General features: G+C 47.6%; 19 protein-coding genes. 8 read left to right on the top strand and 11 right to left on the bottom strand.

Annotated features, from left to right (window positions below; all coding sequences use genetic code 11):
• Positions 1–159 precede the first annotated feature (159 nt).
• Positions 160–381 (top strand): hypothetical protein, encoded by a 222-nt coding sequence (locus tag CVT49_15280; GenBank protein PKK82149.1) that lies wholly within the window; start codon positions 160–162, stop codon positions 379–381.
• A gap of 333 nt (positions 382–714) precedes the next feature.
• On the opposite strand, the gene CVT49_15275 is transcribed toward CVT49_15280, so the two are convergent.
• The 8 genes from CVT49_15275 to hutU all read right to left on the bottom strand — a co-directional run bounded on the left by CVT49_15275 (position 715) and on the right by hutU (position 8,371).
• Positions 715–1,560 carry a DUF3800 domain-containing protein gene (locus CVT49_15275; GenBank protein PKK82148.1) on the bottom strand — a complete coding sequence of 282 codons (846 nt, stop codon included), beginning with the start codon at positions 1,558–1,560 and terminating at the stop codon, positions 715–717.
• Between the two features lie 129 nt (positions 1,561–1,689).
• The gene (locus tag CVT49_15270; protein PKK82147.1) at positions 1,690–2,478 is read right to left on the bottom strand and encodes a hypothetical protein; all 789 of its coding nucleotides are present in this window, start codon (positions 2,476–2,478) and stop codon (positions 1,690–1,692) included.
• Positions 2,479–2,847: 369 nt separating this feature from the next.
• The gene (locus CVT49_15265; GenBank protein PKK82146.1) at positions 2,848–3,123 is read right to left on the bottom strand and encodes a cold-shock protein; all 276 of its coding nucleotides are present in this window, start codon (positions 3,121–3,123) and stop codon (positions 2,848–2,850) included.
• Between the two features lie 67 nt (positions 3,124–3,190).
• A complete protein-coding gene (locus CVT49_15260) occupies positions 3,191–3,649 on the bottom strand; it encodes a hypothetical protein (protein PKK82145.1) in 459 nt (152 codons plus the stop codon).
• Positions 3,650–3,653: 4 nt separating this feature from the next.
• On the bottom strand, positions 3,654–4,613 hold the full coding sequence (locus CVT49_15255) for a hypothetical protein (protein ID PKK82144.1): 960 nt from the start codon (positions 4,611–4,613) through the stop codon (positions 3,654–3,656).
• Between the two features lie 54 nt (positions 4,614–4,667).
• Positions 4,668–5,162, bottom strand: coding sequence for a hypothetical protein (locus CVT49_15250; GenBank protein PKK82143.1), 495 nt, complete (start codon positions 5,160–5,162; stop codon positions 4,668–4,670).
• A 44-nt stretch (positions 5,163–5,206) separates the two neighbouring features.
• Entirely contained in the window at positions 5,207–6,469 is a 1,263-nt protein-coding gene (locus tag CVT49_15245) for an imidazolonepropionase (protein PKK82142.1), read from the bottom strand.
• A 246-nt stretch (positions 6,470–6,715) separates the two neighbouring features.
• Entirely contained in the window at positions 6,716–8,371 is a 1,656-nt protein-coding gene (gene hutU / locus CVT49_15240; protein PKK82141.1) for a urocanate hydratase, read from the bottom strand.
• Here hutU and CVT49_15235 point away from each other — a divergent pair.
• The 3 genes from CVT49_15235 to CVT49_15225 are packed head-to-tail and all read left to right on the top strand — an operon-like array spanning position 8,370 to position 10,574.
• A complete protein-coding gene (locus tag CVT49_15235; GenBank protein PKK82140.1) occupies positions 8,370–9,164 on the top strand; it encodes a hypothetical protein in 795 nt (264 codons plus the stop codon). The genes hutU and CVT49_15235 overlap by 2 nt on opposite strands.
• 59 nt (positions 9,165–9,223) lie before the next feature.
• On the top strand, positions 9,224–9,763 hold the full coding sequence (locus CVT49_15230; GenBank protein PKK82139.1) for a DUF4416 domain-containing protein: 540 nt from the start codon (positions 9,224–9,226) through the stop codon (positions 9,761–9,763).
• Entirely contained in the window at positions 9,753–10,574 is an 822-nt protein-coding gene (locus CVT49_15225; GenBank protein ID PKK82138.1) for a hypothetical protein, read from the top strand. Before CVT49_15230 ends, CVT49_15225 begins: the two co-directional genes overlap by 11 nt.
• 135 nt (positions 10,575–10,709) lie before the next feature.
• On the opposite strand, the gene CVT49_15220 is transcribed toward CVT49_15225, so the two are convergent.
• Positions 10,710–10,892 carry a hypothetical protein gene (locus CVT49_15220; protein PKK82137.1) on the bottom strand — a complete coding sequence of 61 codons (183 nt, stop codon included), beginning with the start codon at positions 10,890–10,892 and terminating at the stop codon, positions 10,710–10,712.
• A gap of 23 nt (positions 10,893–10,915) precedes the next feature.
• Complete coding sequence (locus CVT49_15215; GenBank protein PKK82136.1) at positions 10,916–11,488, bottom strand: hypothetical protein; 573 nt, start codon at positions 11,486–11,488, stop codon at positions 10,916–10,918.
• Between the two features lie 409 nt (positions 11,489–11,897).
• Between CVT49_15215 and CVT49_15210 the strand changes: the two genes are divergently transcribed.
• From CVT49_15210 to CVT49_15195, 4 genes are all read left to right on the top strand, one after another.
• Positions 11,898–12,245: a hypothetical protein gene (locus CVT49_15210; GenBank protein ID PKK82135.1), complete on the top strand. Its 348-nt coding sequence runs from the start codon at positions 11,898–11,900 to the stop codon at positions 12,243–12,245.
• 179 nt (positions 12,246–12,424) lie between these two features.
• Positions 12,425–13,684 (top strand): UDP-N-acetylglucosamine 1-carboxyvinyltransferase, encoded by a 1,260-nt coding sequence (murA, locus tag CVT49_15205; GenBank protein PKK82134.1) that lies wholly within the window; start codon positions 12,425–12,427, stop codon positions 13,682–13,684.
• 40 nt (positions 13,685–13,724) lie between these two features.
• Positions 13,725–17,099, top strand: a complete 3,375-nt coding sequence (locus tag CVT49_15200; GenBank protein PKK82133.1) for a hypothetical protein — start codon at positions 13,725–13,727, stop codon at positions 17,097–17,099.
• A 69-nt stretch (positions 17,100–17,168) separates the two neighbouring features.
• The gene (locus CVT49_15195) at positions 17,169–18,548 is read left to right on the top strand and encodes a reductive dehalogenase (GenBank protein ID PKK82132.1); all 1,380 of its coding nucleotides are present in this window, start codon (positions 17,169–17,171) and stop codon (positions 18,546–18,548) included.
• Positions 18,549–18,641: 93 nt separating this feature from the next.
• Here the strand turns inward: CVT49_15195 and CVT49_15190 are convergent, their stop codons facing one another.
• A complete protein-coding gene (locus tag CVT49_15190; protein ID PKK82131.1) occupies positions 18,642–19,196 on the bottom strand; it encodes a hypothetical protein in 555 nt (184 codons plus the stop codon).
• Between the last annotated feature and the right edge of the window lie 293 nt (positions 19,197–19,489).

Below are 19,489 nucleotides of genomic sequence, written 5' to 3'. Positions count from 1 at the left end.
CCCAGGGCATGACATTCCTCCTCATCTAAAGAAGGAAAATACCCTATACTGTAACATATGTCCTGATACATTCTGTAATCAATCTCCTGATACAATACAACAAGCCCCGCCCCTACAAAAGATAATACATATATTATTTATGACAAGGGCAGGCCAAAATTGGGTGAAATTGTCGGTGCATTCAAATCATTATCGGCGCGCAAATGGATCAAATATATTGAAAGCAATAATATTCTGGATAAATCCGTCAAACTCTGGCAGCGTTCTTTCTATGACCACGTTATGCGCGATGAAAATGAATTATACCAAATCCGGAAATATATTCTTGAAAACCCATTGAAATGGCATCTTGATAACGAATTCCGCGAAATTTCAAGATAATTTTTTGCGTTTCGATTATTATGGCGGGGAAATCGGATAGAATTTTGTAATAGGGAGGGGTCGCATAATCACAAAATATGGTTTTAAAAAACCCCGGAGCAAAGGCTCCGGGCAATAGTAAAGCTGTCAATTGTTTAATCCCTATATGGAAAGTATTTTATGTCTATAATTTTATCTTCTATTAGTGATAGAAGTCGATTATTTCCCTTTAATTGAAACTTTATGGTACCAATGAGAATATCAGCCATTTGAATAAGTGGATTATATTGACTTTTTAGCATTTCGGCTTGAGCCTGCTGAATAGGATAAATAAAACTTTTATTCTTAATGTACTTAAAAAAACTCCGCCTGAAATTTCGTATTAACTCCACCATATTCATCAAAATACAAATTTACTTCGCCAATATCATCAAAGACATCATTTATCAAAAAATCATATGCATATTTATAAAAAGACTTTGGATAACTGAATCCATGTCCCGTCAGCTTATCTTTAATGAAACAAATGGCCGCAAACTCATAGTCAATAATTGATAATTCCCTCAGAATGTCAGCATATTGCTTTTCATTTAATCTTGTAGACTTTAATTCATAATCCTTTGGTTTTCCGATTAGGTCTTTTATAAATGCTAATTTCCTTGCCAATTGTCGCCTTAAATCGGTTCCATCCAGCACAAGAGCACCAACAATAAAATATGGGTCTGTTTTCATATTTTTTAGGCTTGGTACACCCGACTCATCCAAATAAATGTATTTCTTTATTTTGTTTGCTCTTTTGGGGTCAATATTAAATGACTTAAATAACTCATTTTTTTTAGCTATTTTCTTTAGGTTTCTTAAATGTTTTTTTTCTGCCCTAATTCTATTGGTATAAAATGAAATGGTCTTATATGCATCATCGGCATCATTTATTAGAAATATTCCTTTATTACTTGTTCCAATAAATAAGTCGTTTTCTTCTCTTAATGGAACAATAATTCTATGCTGAAGCAATTCGCGAGTATACTCATCCTTGAATCTTACCTCTTGAAGAACACGGCCAATCGATATGGCGTTTTTATATCCATCACAATGTTTTAATAGAAATTCCACGAGTAATTTCTTATCATCGCCGGAAGGGTCATTCGGATTTGGAACCCATCTCTCGGCTTTCTCGCGTAATTTTTTGCCTTTTCTCATATTTAATTCGCAATGCCAGTTAATGACTTATTAAATCTATGCTTCGGTGAGAAGCATGTTCCAATTTGATTGGAGTCCTGCGACCCATTTTTTTCTAATTCATTACACTCTTTTATACATATTGAAATTTTATTCGTTTGAAAGTGAATTACCCAATTTCTTATCAAAGAGAAATTCAAATGACATATAATCACAATTAAAATTAAATCTTAGTGGATAAGAGTTTGTTTTGTTTTTCCAAAATAAAGAACCATAAATAGCGCTTTTGTCTGGTATCAGACAACCAACCAGCCCATTGTCATAAAAAAATGCCGCACATTCCATTAGTTTATTATTTTGACTTTTTGCTATTGCAGCACCAATCGTATAACCAAGTTGGTTATAGGGATCCTCTTTGGCCTCGATCTCATAATCGGTATTTTCAGTATAGCTTCCCGAGTAATACCCCGTCCCATAATCATACATGTTTAATTTGCCAGTTGTCTGAGAAGATACTACATAGTCATATTTCGGAGTATAAGGCGGAATTGATGTGGTTTGTGATGCAATTAGATTAGCAGCTTCATGGGGCATAAGTTGAGTCAGCAGGATTGAATAGTTGTCTTTAAGAAAACAATTTTCGGGTCTAAATTCCAGTGTGGTTCCACTATTATTATAGAAATATATTGTGATAGCTATTAAGTCAGGGTACTCATCACACCAGACGAAGATGTAATTACTATCTTGTCCTGAAATTAATACGCTATTATAAAAATCGCTATTATTGTTTTGTAGGCTATCAGGAAATATGCTTGAGGCTCTGAAAATATATTCATTTTCTAAGCCTAATAATCTGTTATATTTGACTGCCCCTGGTGTTGCACAACTCAAAGCAATAAGACCGATTATTCCACAAATTATGGATAAACGTAAAAACATATCGACCTCCCTAAATTACTTAGGACATAGGCAGATAGAACCTTGCCGGTCAATCTTAATTTTTAAAGCCGTTTTTCAAAAAGAAAAGATAAATTAAAAACGACCCATAAGATAAAGATATATAATTATTTAAAAAATCCAAGAATAAAATATTGCCCAGTTTGACTGTGGCGTGAACCGGTCAATTTATAATTCGAATATCCAATCATTCAAATTCCAGACCAATATACTCCTGTTTATAAATGCTTGACAAAACGAAAATCGAACGATAGATTGAATTACGGGAGTTTACCGTAACCTCATTATTGGGGGTCGCCCCCTCTATCCCCGTAGCGGTAGGCTCTCCATTTTATTTATGCTTATCCCTGATTAGTCTTTGAAGAGATCTTCGACACGCCGCACTCTGGCCGATTCTTCGTCGTCCAGGCCGGCCAGACAAAGATGATAGGCGCGCGGCCCGCGCGGGCCGTTGTTGACCGAGAAGACCACCTCGGCCCCTTCACTCAAATCGCGAAACTTGATTTTTCGCAGCCACCTTTGATGGAAAAATATTTTATCGCCGTCATCGGTTTCGATAAAACCGAAACCTTTGCTGCGATCGATGGATTTAATTTTGCCTTTGTCCATAGCCCACCGAATGCCCAAAAAACAGTTACTTATGAATTAAAGGCTCCGGTCGCCCCGGAGCGAATTTCCCACCACGGGAATAGACTTAGCTGCCTATCGTCTTGAAGCTGTAAATTTTCCAGCGGCCGTCAACTTTGTGCAGACCAAACTTGTTATAGTACTGAACATTGGATTGCTTGTCGATAAACGAAATCTCGACAAAAGCGGTGTCGCCCTGTATTTCGCTCTGCCCCATCACGCGCTGCATCGAAAACCAGCGGGTTTTGGTGACGCCTTCTTCGGTCAAATCATCGAGAATATCTTCGGGATTATAAAACACTCTCGGCTCAGGGCGCTGCAGGGCGTAATCCTGGCCCTTGATATTCATTAAAGCCGGAAGATCCAGCAGGTGCGCCACGGTGGCGCGATCGTTGTTCTCCATCGCCCCGAACAACTGGGTCACCGTATCCCTGGGCGAACCGTCGCCGCGACCGGAGCAGCCCCCCGACAAGACAATGAAACTTAGAAGGATGGGGAATCCCAGCCAGAAAATTTTCCTAGACAATCTATCAAATACCTCCAGTAAAGGTGATTCGGTGACTTGTCCCAAGTTCCGCCTGCGGCGAAACAGTATATGATATCTGCAATTTATTGGACTCGAGACCGATACCGGCCGAGAACCCGGCCAGGTCATCACTGCCGGCGCCGGTTTTGTAGTTTTCGCCAAGATTGGTCCATCCCGCCCGGATAAAAAGCGGCCGCGTGCTCACCAGTTCGGCGCCGACCGCAAAATAAACATCATTGTCGGTCGGATAAATTACATCAGCCGCGACCACCACCGGCAATCCCCGGGGATGTGTCGAACCGCCGCCGCGGATGGTCAGCGGAAGCGATTCCTTGTCGCCGCCGGAAACGTAAGTCGAAAGCTGTGTCCCAAGATTCTGCATCATCAGGCCGAAAGTGGTACTGTTACGGTCATTCAGCGAATATTTCAGGCCCAGGTCGAAAGCGAATCCGCTTGCGGAGTATTCATCGATTTTTTCATAGATAAATTTGCCGGTCACACCGACATCGATCCGCTCGTTCATCTCACGGGCATATGAAGTCGCCAGAAGCAAATCGCCGCCGGAAAAATCGCCGATCACTTCGCCATCGACGGTGGTCCGGTCAAAGCTGCCGTAATTCAGATAATTGACATACACCGAAAGCTTCTGCCCTTCGCGGAGAGGATGAATGTATCCAAGAAAACCCGACTGCATATCAAAAATATTGTTGTGATAGCCGGCAATAAAATGCCTACCCTCAAGATCGACCACCCCGGCCGGGTTGTAATACAGCGAGGCTTCATCATCGGCCACACCGGTAAAGGCGCCGCCCATGGCCACCGGCCGCGCCCCGGCCTGAATCTTCAGAAAATCGAAGACCGATGTTCCGACATTCGAATTGTTTTCATCGGCCAAAACTGCACCCGCGAAAATAAACAGTATCGCCGCCGGGATAAAAAGAAATGAATAATTTTTGGCTTTCATGATCACCCTCAATATTAAGAATATATAATTTACACCATAACTGTCAAACAAAAATTACCAGTTCTTGGTCGTGCGATTCAAAACATCGACCACAAGTTTTTCCGCCGCCCGCGCCTGGCCGTCATCTTCAGTCTCAGTATCGGCGGAATAGACCCCCTCACTGTAGAAAGATTCTTTCCATATTTCATTGCCGTCGGACCCATCCTGCAGAACAATGTTGAAAACGACCTTGACGACATACTGCGAGACATTGTCGGCCTCGTCGAAAGTGTGCGCTTTACGCTCGTAGCTGTTCAACTCGCCCGCCATAACCGCATCGGCATCGCTCTCCGAAACAACTTTAAGATTACCATCGGCAATAAAGGCATCGACCACCAGATCGGTCATACGACTGGACAATCCTGATTCAATCGTTTTATTTTCGAACTGCCGGACCGCGATTGACTTGATCGACGACTTCCCCCCCGGAGAAAAGCTGTAAACTGCGCACCCGACAGGAAGCAGCCCGAGCAGGCCGATCAGGATAATATGGCGAAAAAATGTCATCATAACTTTAACAACCGACCCGGCCCGAAGTTTCGGGAATATGGTTATTATATAACGACTTTCCCCTTTTTTATAACACTTTTGACCAGATTGACACCGTAATGATACGGCAACTCCCGGTAATCGCACATTTTCCAGACAACCAGGTCGCCCGGCAAGCCGGCAATTAACTGCCCGATTTTGCCGCCCCGGTTAATGGCGCAAGCGGCATTGACCGTGATGGCCGAAATCGACTCGGCCGCAGTCATCCGGTAATTCAGTGCCGCCAGGGTTACCATCAGCGGAAGCGACTCGGTAAAACTCGATCCGGGATTGTAGTCGGTGGAAAGCGCCACGGTTACGCCGGCATTGATCATATCCCGGGCCCGGGCATAATGCCCGGAATTGAGTGAAAAACAGGTCCCCGGAAGCAAGACCGCCGCCGTGCCCGAGGCCGCCATGGCTTTGATACCGGCATCGGAAGCATAAACGATATGATCGGCCGAAACCGCGCCCATCTCGGCGGCCAGTTCGGCCCCGCCGCTCGAGGCCAGTTCGTCGGCATGAAACTTGAGTTTGAGACCATGCTTTTTGGCCGCAGTCATTATGGTCCGCGACTCCTCGATACTGAAAACCCCTTCTTCACAGAAAATATCGCAAAATTCGGCCAGTTTCCCTTTAACGACCCTCGGTATCATTTCATCGGTCAGCAGTTTGATATAAGCCGGCCGCTTGTCACGGTATTCATCGGGAACCTCATGCGCTCCGAGGAAAGTCGGAATCAAATCAATGGCAAGCGTTTCGTTGAGATCGCGAATTATTTCCAGCGATTTTATTTCGGACTCGGTCGAAAGACCATAGCCCGACTTGGCCTCGATCGTGGTCACGCCGAAGGACAGGAGAGAATTCAAACGCTCTTTTGTTTTGAGCATAAGTTCTTCCCGGTCGATCTTTCGCAGGTCCCTGACGGAGGCCCTGATTCCGCCACCGGCGGCGGCTATTTCCATATAAGTTTTTCCCTGTATCCGCATCTCGAATTCATTTTCCCTGGTTCGGGAAAAGACCGGATGCGTATGCGGGTCAATCAGGCCGGGCGTGACAACACCCCGGCGGGCGTCGATAACCTGACATCCTTCCGCCAGATCGACATGTCCTTCGACTTCTTCGGACTTGCCGACCGCCAGGACTTCTTCTCCGGCAAGGGCGACCGCGGCGGATTCGATCAGACCAAGATCTTTCATCTGAGCGCCCAGCCTTGGAACCGGGCCGGCCATCGTAATCAGTTGGCTGATATTTTTAATCAGGAGAGTGGCTTTTTTTGCAAGGGGCATAATTGTGACACTTACACTCTGTTTCAGGTGTTCCTTTTAATGTTTAATAACACAGCAATATAACAGGTCCAATTTAATGACATAATCCGAAAAAATCAACCATAGTGAATTATAATATTTCCTGATGGAACACAAGATGGTTTGCATATAAATAATAAAGCCGGAGGGTGTATAAATCCACTAGCCCCGCCGGCCGAATCATTATTCATATTTGATTACCCAAAATGCCGACCGCACATCCGCAGATTATTTCTTCAGCATCGGAATTTTTATGTCATGCTTCCGGGCACAACTGATCGCTTCTTTATAGCCGGCGTCGACATGCCGGGCCACCCCGATCCCCGGATCATTGGTCAAAACCCGGTTCAGCCGCTCCTTCATCAAATCGGTACCGTCGGCGACAATCACCTGCCCGGCATGAATGGCGTTGCCCATCCCGACTCCGCCGCCGTGATGAATTGAAACCCAGCTCGCCCCGGAAACGGCATTGAGAAGGCCGTTCAAAAGCGGCCAGTCGGCGATGGCGTCGGAGCCGTCTTTCATAGCTTCGGTTTCGCGGTACGGCGAAGCCACCGAGCCGCAGTCGAGATGGTCGCGGCCGATAACAATCGGAGCCTTGATCTTGCCTTTTTTAACCAGATCGTTGATTATTTCGCCGAATTTGGCCCTCTCGCCATAACCCAGCCAGCAGATTCTGGCCGGAAGTCCCTGGAACGGAACCTTGTCGTGGGCCATCTTTATCCATCGGCATAGAGAACGATTATTCTTGAATTCCTTCAGAATGACCTCATCGGTCAGATGAATGTCGGCTGGATCGCCGGACAGCGCGACCCACCGGAACGGCCCTTTGCCCTCGCAAAAGAGCGGCCGAATATAGGCCGGGACAAAACCGGGAAACTCGAAGGCCTCTTTCAGGCCGCCTTTTTCCGCCTGACCCCTCAAATTGTTGCCATAATCGAAAACGATGGATCCGGCCCTCAGAAATTTGACCATGGCTCCACAGTGTTTCACCATCGATTCATAGGCCCGGTCAATATATTCGCGGGGATTGCTCTTGCGCAGACGGTCGGCCTCGGTGATGGTCAGACCTTCCGGAATATAACCGTTTAATTCATCATGGGCCGAGGTTTGATCGGTCACCACATCGGGAATAATGCCCCGGCGGAAAATCTCCGGAAACATCTCAGCGCAGTTACCGACCAGGCCGATCGAGATCGGGGTTTTGCTTTTGTTATTTTCTTTTACCAGCTTTAATGCTTTGTCGAGCGTCTTGACCTTAATATCGCAGAAGCCCATCTTTACACGCCGGTTGATGCGGGCCTCATCCACTTCGATACAAAGAATCGATGCCCCGGCCATGGTTGCGGCCATCGGCTGGGCGCCGCTCATGCCACCCATGCCGCCGGTAAGGATCCAGCGTCCGGCCATATCCCCGCCGAAATGCTGCTCACCAAGCGCGGCGAAAGTTTCATAGGTGCCCTGGAGGATTCCCTGCGTTCCGATATAAATCCAGCTCCCGGCCGTCATCTGGCCGAACATAATCAGGCCCAGCTTGTCGAGTTGACGGAATTTTTCCCAGGTGGCCCATTTGGGAACCAGATTGCTGTTGGCAATCAACACCCGCGGAGCATATTCATGAGTTCTGAAAATACCGACCGGTTTACCTGATTGAACCAGAAGCGTTTCATCATTTTCAAGTGATTTCAGAGATTTTATAATAGCGCCGTAACAATCCCAGTTGCGGGCGGCCTTTCCAATACCGCCGTAAATAATTAGTTCTTTCGGTTTTTCGGCCACGTCGGGATCGAGGTTGTTGTTTAGCATCCTGAAAGCGGCTTCCTGCGCCCACCCCTTACAGGTAAGCTTGGTTCCTCTGGCAGCTTTAACCGGCTTGTATTTCATGTTTTATATCCTCCGTCAAATTACAGGAAATTTAATATATCTTCTTATCCAACTTTTTGCAACCGTAAAATACTGGCTTTTCATTTACCTTTCCCATCCAATTTCGTATAATAGCCTTATGGATATCTCTTTGATAAAAACAAACTTGCAACATCTGGCCGGTAATATGGGCGGGCGGCTGTTCGGCGTTTGCCGTATCGACGACCTCCGCGATACCTTCCATTTCGAAATAAAAGAAATCTCGAAATCCTTGAATACTGCCATCTCGGTCGGCGTGCCGGTATCGGCGGCGGTCCTGGACACCCTCATCGACCGCCCCAATGACCTCTACAAATCGCATTACCGGCAGATTAACCATGTCCTGAACGATATCGCCTTTGCCGTATCTTCAGAGATTATCACACTTGGATATAAAGCCATCCCGATCCCGGCCTCACAGATATTGAAATGGAAACCAATGCGGGCGCACCTGTCGCACCGGGAAATCGCTTATAGGGCCGGCCTGGGCTGGCGCGGACGCAATAATCTGCTGGTCAGTGAAAAATTCGGCTCCCGGATTCGGTTGGTGACAATTTTGACCGACCTGGAACTGGAACCTGACAATCCCTGTCAGTCGGACTGCGGTGATTGTTATGCCTGCATCGCGGCCTGTCCGGTCGGCGCCATCGGTGAGAATTACGAAGATTTCAATCTTAAAACCTGTTATGAAAAAGTCTCGGAATTCGCCCGCCCCGAGAATATCGGAACATACATATGCGGCCTCTGCCTGCAAGTCTGCGGTTCGAAAAAATGATTTTCATATTGATGAGCAGGATCAAATTTGATACAATGAGAAGAAGCAGGAGATTATAAATGGGACGAATAAAAGAACCTCTGCCGGGACGGCTGATCGTGTCGGTCATTTATTCTTCGATCGGCGCCATGGATGCCGCCGCCGGAGAGATCGAAAAAAAATACGGGCGGGTGGAAATCGAGACCGATGATATTGATTTCCTGCATACCACCTATTACCGCGAAGAGATGGGTGATGACCTGAAACGGAAATTTTTTGCCTTCGAAAAGATGGTCGAGCGCGACAAATTGGCCGAAATAAAACTATGGACGAATAAACTTGAGGAAAAATTCGGTGAAAAAGTGGGCGATTTTGTTTTTCGCAAAATCAATATCGATCCCGGGATACTGACGCTGGCCTCTTTGACCCTGGCTTCGACCAAAGATTATGCCCATCGAATTTATCTCAGGGACGGCATTTTTGCCGAAACGACATTAATATATGAAAAGAGAAAGTTTAAGGCATTGCCATGGACCTACCCGGATTATATCGAGCCGGTTACAATCGAATTTCTTACGCGGGTCCGCGATATGATGAAGGGAACGGAGTTTGAAGTATAGCGTTCTGTTTTTAATAATATTCACGATCTTCGTGGCCTGCGGGGATGAATATTATGGTTCATCGCCCGACGATAATCCAACCTACGTGACCATCGAGACAGAACCGGCCTTGTCATCCGACGGTACATATATATATTACATTTCCACCGACACTTCGGACAGCTACTACAGCGGTATCTTTCGTGTTTCCGTGGCTTCGTTACAGCGCCAGAAACTGGTTCACGGCCTCGGCTATCATTCACCGACGGTCAGCTTCAATAATAACAACCTGGCCTATCTCGACGCCGGGCGCATCAATTACCAGAGTCTCTTCGATATGTCGCACCGGGAGTCATCCATCCCCGACAGCTTCCTGTCCATCGCCTATATCCGCGACAGCATCCTTGTCGCCAGCAGGAATGACTCGATATTCGTAGTCACCGATTCCGGCGACATGTCGCCGCTGGTCCCGAAAGGATGGGATCCGACGATCCTATCCGAAGATACTTTTCTTTATTTCACCGGCAAGTCGCCTGATTTTTATGTCGTCAGAAACAATATCTATGGTGTCAGGCCCGAGACTCTTTTTTCCATGAGCGGCACGGCACGACCCCGCTGGCCCGCCATGATGACCGGATATAACTACCTGTCCTACGAGATCGCCGACTGGAGCCGGCACTACTTCTATGTCAGAAAAACGCCGAGCGATACGGCGGTCGCTATCGGTGATTCAAAGTACGCCAAATCTATTTTATTGAAAGACGGCCGGATTTTATTTACCGGCGATATCGGGCAGTTTGTTTATTCCAATTATATTGTCACCCACCCGTAATATTCACTATTTCCGAAAACCATTTTTAATTTTCATTAAGTATAATACGCCGGGCGGGATTGCCCGGCGCATTAGTATTATACAATTTCTACCAAAAACCTGATATCTATGCCGGTAGCGGCATTATTAACAGGATCATGGGAAACGCGGACAGGGACGGCATTCTTCCCAGCAAATGATCGGTGGATTAACGGTGCATACCATGACCCAGCAGCACTTAATGGCATTAGCCTGCGGGGCTGTCATGGTCGTGAAGCCGCCGATAAAGATTGCCAGAAACGCGAACAGCAGGACCATTGCTTTCATTTTCTTCATCATCAGATCTCACCTCCTCGTTGCTCTTATGATTGAAGTTGTTGCAGTATAGCCAGGATTTGATCTTCCTTTCCCTGCGCCAGGGCTCCCGGCCATACTTTTAATATGCTGCCCTGGGGCGAAATGAATATTGTCTGTGGAAGGATATTTCCTTTATAACTATCCAGAATCTGCGGGTCATCGGGACAAACCACCGGAAACAATATCCCGTATTCCGATGCATACTCGAGTGCCGCCTGCCGCGAATCGGCGCACATGCCGAGATACCGGATATGCTCATTGGTCCGCTCTTCATAGAGGCGGTTCCAGAACGGCAGATTGTCCTTGCACACCGAACATTCCGACGACAGCCAGAAAAGCATGGTATAGGGCTGATCCGGCCCGTATGAGACCGTTATTGTATCATTAAATATATCGACTGCCGTAAAAGGCGGAACGGTCTGCTCCTCTTCAAGCATTCCCAGATGCTCTTTGGGATTTTCGATAATCGCCCTCAGTTCACGGTTTTGTTTGAACAGGTATAATATTTCGATGCCCATGACCACGATTATGGCAATAAAAATATATGTCCAGATATCTTTGGTGATCGATGAAGCCATCAGGGCTGCCTCCTGAGACAATCCATTGTCGGTCGATTGATGCTGTCTTAATGTCGCATGCCCTCGCTGTCAGGTTGTTGATGATATTCCCCGAGGGCAAAAAAAATATAGCGGGGTTTAAAGGCTGTGTCAAGTCATTTCAACTCGATGGAAGTAATTATACAATTAAGCGATGATATAATCGTATTTCACAACGCGTTAAAGACGTGAAAATTCGCTACTTCTTTTAAGCAAACCGCTGGATAATAAAATACGGCGGGAGCAATAAACCGCCGCCAGTCGGCAGTTTGTAACAATTTGTTTCATCCCCCCCCTGCCATTTGAAAAAAACCACTTTTGGATTCGACCATTACTGCGGACAAATTGTCTTTGAAAAGAATGAGAAATTGAATCATTGAAAGGAAATCACATGCGCCAGCCGTTTCCTCATCAGTTTTACACGATATACACCTATGAATTCCGAATCCCGATCAGGGCTTCGGACAATGACTTATATAAATCGGCCGCCACCTCGGGGCAAATTATCGGGATCGGTTCGGAATGGGGCGCCATGCCGGAAGGAAGGAAACGGCCTGAAGGCGGAAGGCCGGGTGGGGGCGACGGCTTTCCCGGGGGCAGCGGCGGTGGTATTGCAGGAGGTCGTCCCGGGGGCGGAATGGGTGGCGGCCCACCCGGAGGCGGCCGAGGAATGCAGATGCCGGAAAAACAGGAAATCTGGGTAAAAGCGGCATTGGCGGAGGCACCGACAAAAAATTAAAGCATCTTTTGGACCTATGCCTTTCTTCCTCTGCGACCCGGGCGGTTTTGAACAATTCGCCCGGGTCCCTCCATTGCCACGAGGACATTTTTATTGCGGTGGAATTAATAAATGGATATCCTTAATAATGGCATAAATGATTGAACTAAAGACAACAATATTCATTATAAGGATTAGGAATGGATAAATTCGTAATAAATGGCGGCAGGAAACTAAATGGAAGTATTAAGGTCGAGGGCTCGAAAAACGCCGCCCTGCCCATTATCGCATCGACGATTCTTCTCAAAAAGGGTGTTTCCGTCCTTGATAATATTCCTCCCTTAAAGGACATCTATACTATCCGCAAGGTTCTCGAGTTTATCGGGGCCAAAATCGAATACGATCCGAAAAAGATGCGGATGGAAATCGACTGTTCGCAAATCAACGATAATGTCGCGCCCTATGATTTGATGCGCCAGATGAGAGCTTCATTTCTGGTCCTGGGTCCGCTACTGGCGCGCACCGGCGAAGCTAAAGTATCGCTTCCCGGCGGCTGCACGCTCGGCCCCCGCCCGGTTGACTACCACATTCAGGGGTTCCGGACGCTCGGCGCCGAGATAACCGAGGATGCCGGATATATTATTGCCCGGGCAAAACAGCTGAAGGGAACGACCGTCTATTTCGACCGCCCGTCGCACACCGGAACGGAAAATATCCTGTTCGGAACGGTTACGGCCAAAGGCACGACCCATATAATCAATGCCGCCTGCGATCCCGAAGTGGTCGATGTCGCTCGCTTTCTCAATGCCTGCGGAGCGAAAATCAGCGGAGCCGGCACGGCCAGTGTTATTGTCGAAGGGGTTAAATCGCTTAAGCCGGCCTCATATAAGGTTACCGGCGATCGACTGGTGGCCGGAACGTATATGTGCGGCGCCGCTATAACCGGCGGCTCGGCCGAAATAAAGGGCATCGATCCTTCGCATTTAACCATGGTCTCCCGTAAATTAATTGAGATGGGTTGTGAAATAAACGAGAAAAAAAATAGTATCTTTATAAAAGGCCCTAAAATTCCGAAGCCGATTAAAGTGGTTACTTTTCCTTTTCCGGGCTTCCCGACCGATCTTTTGCCCTGCATAATGGCAGTTGCAACAATCGCTTCGGGAACAAGTCGTATAAAGGAAACTGTTTTTGAAGATAGGTTCAGCCATATGATGGAATTGCGCCGTCTCGGGGCCGATATTACGGTGGCAATGAACGAAGCCACCCTGAACGGCGTCAGTAAACTGAAGGGCGCGTCGGTCATGGCCTCGGAAATTCGCGGCGGCGCCGGCCTGACCCTGGCCTGCCTGGCGGCGGAAGGAACCAGCGAACTGTTGAGAGTGTATCATGTCGACCGCGGATATTCAATGCTGGATGAAAAGCTTTCTTCATTGGGGGCCGATATAAAAAGAGTGAATTGATAACTGATTTATATAAACTTAATTTATTGGAACGAATAAAATGGCAAAGAAAACACTCTTTTGGGTTTTACTTATAATTCTGGCCTCGGGGTTGGCCTTCGGTCAGGAAAAGTATTTCGGCAAAAACAAGGTTCAGTTCAAGCAGTTCGAGTGGCAATATATTCAAACGAGGCATTTCGATATCTATTTTGCAGACCAGATGTATGAAACCGCCAAATTCGCCTCATCGGTGCTGGAATCGGCTTATGTCGTCGTTTCGGATCAATTGAACTACCACCTGAGCCGCCGGGTTCCGGTTTTTATTTACAATTCACCCAATGATTTTCAGCAGACAAATATTATACCGTCGCTTCTTCCCGAAGGTGTCGGCGGTTTTACCGAAGCATTTAAAAATCGTATCGCGATTCCTTTCAATGGTTCGACCGAGGATTTCCGGCATGTCCTGCATCATGAGTTGACCCATGCCGTCACTTATGACATGCTGTTCGGCAATATGTTTTCATCGCTGTTGTCGCGTCAGCGGCTGTTTGATCTGCCGCTCTGGTTCGCCGAAGGTTACGCCGAATATTCTTCACGATACGGCTGGGATTACTATGCCGACATGGTCGTGCGTGACGCCACTATCAATAATTACCTGATGCCGCCTATGTATCTCGGCGGCTACCTGGCCTATAAGCAGGGTCAGGCGATGATCAACTATATTGTCGACAATTACGGTGAACAAAAAATCGGCGAATTTCTTGCCAAGGGCAAGGTGCTTCTGACATCCAACAAGGCCATGAAAGCCTCGGCCGGAATCGAAACCAAAGATTTCTATGAGAATTTCGCGAAGGAAATGAAACGGCGTTACTGGCCGGAGATTGCCAAAAGGAAGGAAGCCAAAGAATTCGCCAAACCGCTGACCGACCACACCAAGGACGGCTCCAACTACAACGGCAATCCGATCTTTTCACCCAAAGGCGATCGGCTGGCCATATATTCCGACCGCAAGGATTACACCGAGGTATATCTGATCTCCGCGATCGACGGGCAGTTGATCGATCGCCTTGTAAAGGCGGAGCGATCCGGCGATCTGGAATCGCTGCATTACTACTATTCCGGGGTGACCTTTTCGCCGGACGGAGAACGAATCGCCTTTGTCGTAAAAACTCAGGGCCGTGATGCGATCTATTTTCTGACCGTGAAAGACAAAAATATTTACAAGAGAAAACATTTCAACTTCAATAGCATCCTTGATCCGGTCTGGTCGCCGGACGGCAAAAAAATAGCCTTTTCGGGTCTCGACGGTCGTAAGCGAGAAATTATTATATACGATATCGAAAAAGATGAAACCATGAACCTGAAAAACGATACGTTCGATGATACGGAACCCTCATGGTTCCCCGATTCGCGGCACATCGCTTTTTCCTCCAGCCGCCCGCATCCCGATAATGATTTCATTCTTACGAATCCCGACTATACGCCCGAAGATTCGCTCGACTGGTGGACCATCTACAGCAAATTCGACTATGCCAACTACAGTTTGTTCGCGGGCGATATCGAATCCGGGACAATCAAGCCGATTCATTGCGGACCGGGACAGAATCACAGCCCGCAGGTCTCCCCGACAGGCGACCGGGTCGTCTTTGTGTCCAACCGCAATGGCATCGACAATCTTTATATTACCCATCTTGACTCATCGACAACATATGCCATTATCGACATCCTGACCGGTGTCGATAATCCCTCATGGTCACCTGAGGGCGATAAAATCGCTTTTTCATCTTTCGGCAATGGCGGCTTCGATGTCTATCTCCTGAAGGACCTCAAACCGGTCGGCAACAACGGTGTCCTCGAACCGACCGATTTTGTCAAAGGACTCTACGGCAAGCCATCGGTGCAATATGCCCTCAATGCAGATGAGGAGCCGGTTGAGGATACACTTGTCGATAAAGAATCCGCCCTCGAGGCGCATGAAGCTGCGTCCGCGGCTGACGATACTGCAACCGTAACCGCAGAAGAAAGCGAAGCTATCGCGGACAGTACCGAGGTTGCCGAGAAAGTCGAAGATAGTACCGAGGTAACTGAAACGGCCGCAGACAGTACTGAAGTCGCCGAAGAACCGGCCGAAACCAAACCGGTTGCGCCGGATTCTACCCGGATCGAGGACGGCGATTATATTTTTGTTGCCGAGCCGCACCAGCCCGATCCGCTCGATACGATATTCTCCGATGTCACTTTCGACCAGAGCCGGGATGAATATCTCGAAAAACAGCGGCTATCCGCCTTTGATTCGATTGCCAGCAACAATACGCTTCCTTCCGGAGAGTACAAAGTGTATGACTACAAGGTCAAATTCACGCCGGACTATGTCAACGGCGGTTTTTCCTATGATACATTCTTTGGTTTGCGTGGGCAGTCGGTCTTTGTCTTCTCCGACTATCTCGGGGACCACCAGATATATCTTATTACCGATCTGGTTAACACCATCGATCAAACCAATATCAGCATTTTCTATCTGTACAATAAATTGCGGACGAACTTCGGCGTCGGCGCCTTCCATACCAAAAATTTCTATATCGACAACTACGACCTGCTCTTTTCGGATCGCTTCTATGGTTTCCAGGGATATGCATCATATCCGTTTTCGACCTTCTTCCGGGCCGAGGCTTATGCCTCACAATATTTCATCGATCGCAAATATCATGACGTCATCGACCCGCGCCCCGACCGCTCCTCCAAAGTCACCACGGCCGGCATCGGCTTCGTGCAGGATAATATTATCTGGGGCGTCACCGGCCCACTGAACGGCCGGCGTTCCCGGCTGGATCTCGAAGGCGCCATCGATTTGTTCAATGCCAGCGATATTTCATACTATGCCGCCGAACTCGATTACCGCAAGTACTGGCATATCAAGAGCCTCTTTTCGATGGCTTTCCGCCTTTCCGGCGGCGCTTCCTGGGGCGATACCCCGAAAAGATATTTCCTCGGCGGCACTTCGAATAAAATCGGAAGTACCACGGTCGATGCCGAAGTGTACGATGTCGAAAACCTGTACTTCTCCCAGATCGTCACACCTCTCCGCGGTTATAATTATTTCGATTTTTCCGGTGATAAGTACTTCCTGGCCAATTTCGAGTTCCGCTACCCGTTTGTCGATTACCTGAAAATGAATTTCCCCCTGCCGCTGACCATCGGCTATGTGACCGGCAACTGGTTCTATGATATGGGCGCGGCCTGGGAAGGCGACAATTTCAAGGGCGGCACATCAGCCGATGGAACCGCACATCTGAAAGACATCAAGTCGGCGTTCGGCTTTGGTATCCGCGCCAACCTCGGCATTTTCGTGCTGCGATATGACCTCGCCTGGAACACTGACTGGGCCACTGTCGCGGCGCATCCCAAATCATATTTTTCGATCGGCGCTGATTTTTAGGATAGCGAAGTATTCATTAAATGCCCGCCCGTTGCAACGGCGGGCATTTTTCGTTTTCAGCGATCCGGCTTGATATTGCCGCAGTTTTTTACTACCTTTGAATATGCGAATGGAAAGAATATGAACCTGATTCAAATAAGTTTTTTTATAACCGGAATTATCATCGTCGGTTTCTTCGGGCTTTTTGCTGTCACTTCCATCAGGGAGAGCAAACCGCGTTCGGCCATTGTCGCAACGATGACTTTTCTTATATTCTGTTTGCTGTGGTTTGGCATATATTTCTACCTGAACATTTCCAATACGGCGATGCTCTCTGCTGTCGGCATAATATTGATCTTTACGCTGCTTTTATTCCTGCCGCTGGGAACGCGCAAGGCGCTCGAAATCGGCGCGGTCTCGGACCGGGTCGATGAGCGCGATGTTATTTTTGCCCGCGAAGAGTACAAACCGGGCACTGAAAAATATGACCGATACTATGCTATGCGCCCCGGGAAAAAAGAGATCGACGACCGCCTGCGAAAACTGCCGGAGCTGCTGGAGCCGGGCGGCAGGTTATATGATTCGATACAATCGGAACATATCAGTCATATTTTTGCCGTCATCGAAGGAATGCTCGACAAGGTTGACGGGCCGGTCAATCCCAACCGTCATGTCATCGACCCCGATGAGATGACCGACATCATCAAAGATCTGACGATCGATCTCGGTGCGGTCGAGGTCGGTATCGCCGAGCTCAACCCGAAGTGGGTTTATTCGCATGTCGGCCGGGGCCCCGAAAAATGGGGCGTGCCGATTGCCAACAATCATAAGTATGTTATCCCGTTTACGGTCGAGATGGATTACGCGCATGTCGAAACGGCGCCCGATCTGCCGATCACCGAAGAATCCGCGACATCATATCTTTTCGGTGCCAATATCTCGATCGCGCTGGCTTCATACATTCGCTCGCTGGGCTGGCCGGCGCGCGCGCACATGGCCGGAAGCAACTACCAGATCATGCTGCCCCCGGTGGCGCATGATGCCGGCCTCGGTGAACTGGGCCGGATGGGCTACCTTATCTCGCCGCAACTGGGTGCGCGGGTGCGGCTCGGCGCCGTCACGACCGACCTGCCGCTGTTGACCGATGAACCGATTTCCTTCGGCGTGCAGGATTTCTGCGAGCGCTGTCTCAAATGCGCCGAAAACTGCCCCTCGGGAGCCATCCCGTTCGGAAGTAAGACCGACGTGCGCGGTGTCCTCAAATGGCAGTTGAATATAGAGAAATGCTTGCACTATTGGCGGATGATGGGCACGGACTGCGGTCTGTGCATGAAAGTCTGTCCGTACAGTCACCCTGAAGCCTTAGTGCATGATATCACCCGCACCGCCATCAAACGCTCGGTTGTGGCGCGGCAACTGGCCGTCTGGGCCGACGACCTCTTCTACGGCCGCAAGGCAAAATATTTGTAATTCTTTGGGCAGGTCGAAATCCCCTGCCTGAGACCCGAAGGGGCGAAGGCGGGTGTGGCCCGGCAGTAAAATAATAGTGACATTAAATAATTGCTATTTAAATAAATAAAGGACAATTTCAATCAAAACAATCAAACCAATTGCAAGCCCAATAGGAACAAGTTCCTGGATTTTATCCTCTTTGTAATACAATATGGAAAATGGATCAATGATTTTCCCAGGTCGTGCACATTTTATATATAAATAGCCAGCTATACAGATTATCCCACTTACAACCAAGAGTATGCCAATATGCGCCGTATATTTAATAAGTTTGAACAACAACGGATTCTGATTTTGGAATGACACCGTAATTCCGTCGGTCTTAATATTAAGATATATAATAAATGCCATGAATCCCCCGAGCCAGCAAGCAATTGGAAAATACCTCTTATAAATTTCCTTCTTTTTCGATATGCTGATTTCTGATTCAGGCAGAGAGTTATTTTTCTTTCTCAAACCAGCATTATCCGGTCTATGCTCAACTATCGCCTGAGGGATTGCATTTAAGGTTTGGCAGTTCCGGCATGTAATAAAATATGATTTATTGTCGCTATCGACAATAATTTCATATCCGCAGGCTTTGCAACTGAATTTAATATAATCCATGTTCCTTTGTGTGCGGCCCGCCGCGGCGGGTCCACATCTGTCCGTCCCTTTAATATTCGTAAATTCTCGCCGAGATGTCATTCAAAGATGTGGCAATCCACTTAGGAAAGATAGGATGTTTTGAGGAAATGGCAAGAGGAAAACTTAAAATAAAATAGGCAGAACCGCTTCATCCCCGATAACAATCGGGGATTTCGGATCCTTCCCTTGTATCTTATTCTCAAAGGAATTGATATATTAAAGCGGACCGGGATGAAACTGTTCCTTCCCTCAGGTTTTTAAGCCTGTCTAGT

Source organism: candidate division Zixibacteria bacterium HGW-Zixibacteria-1 (assembly GCA_002838945.1).
In the GTDB taxonomy this organism is placed as follows: domain Bacteria; phylum Zixibacteria; class MSB-5A5; order GN15; family PGXB01; genus PGXB01.
Note: the sequence above shows the minus strand (reverse complement) of the source record. Positions and strands in the feature narration are given on the sequence as shown.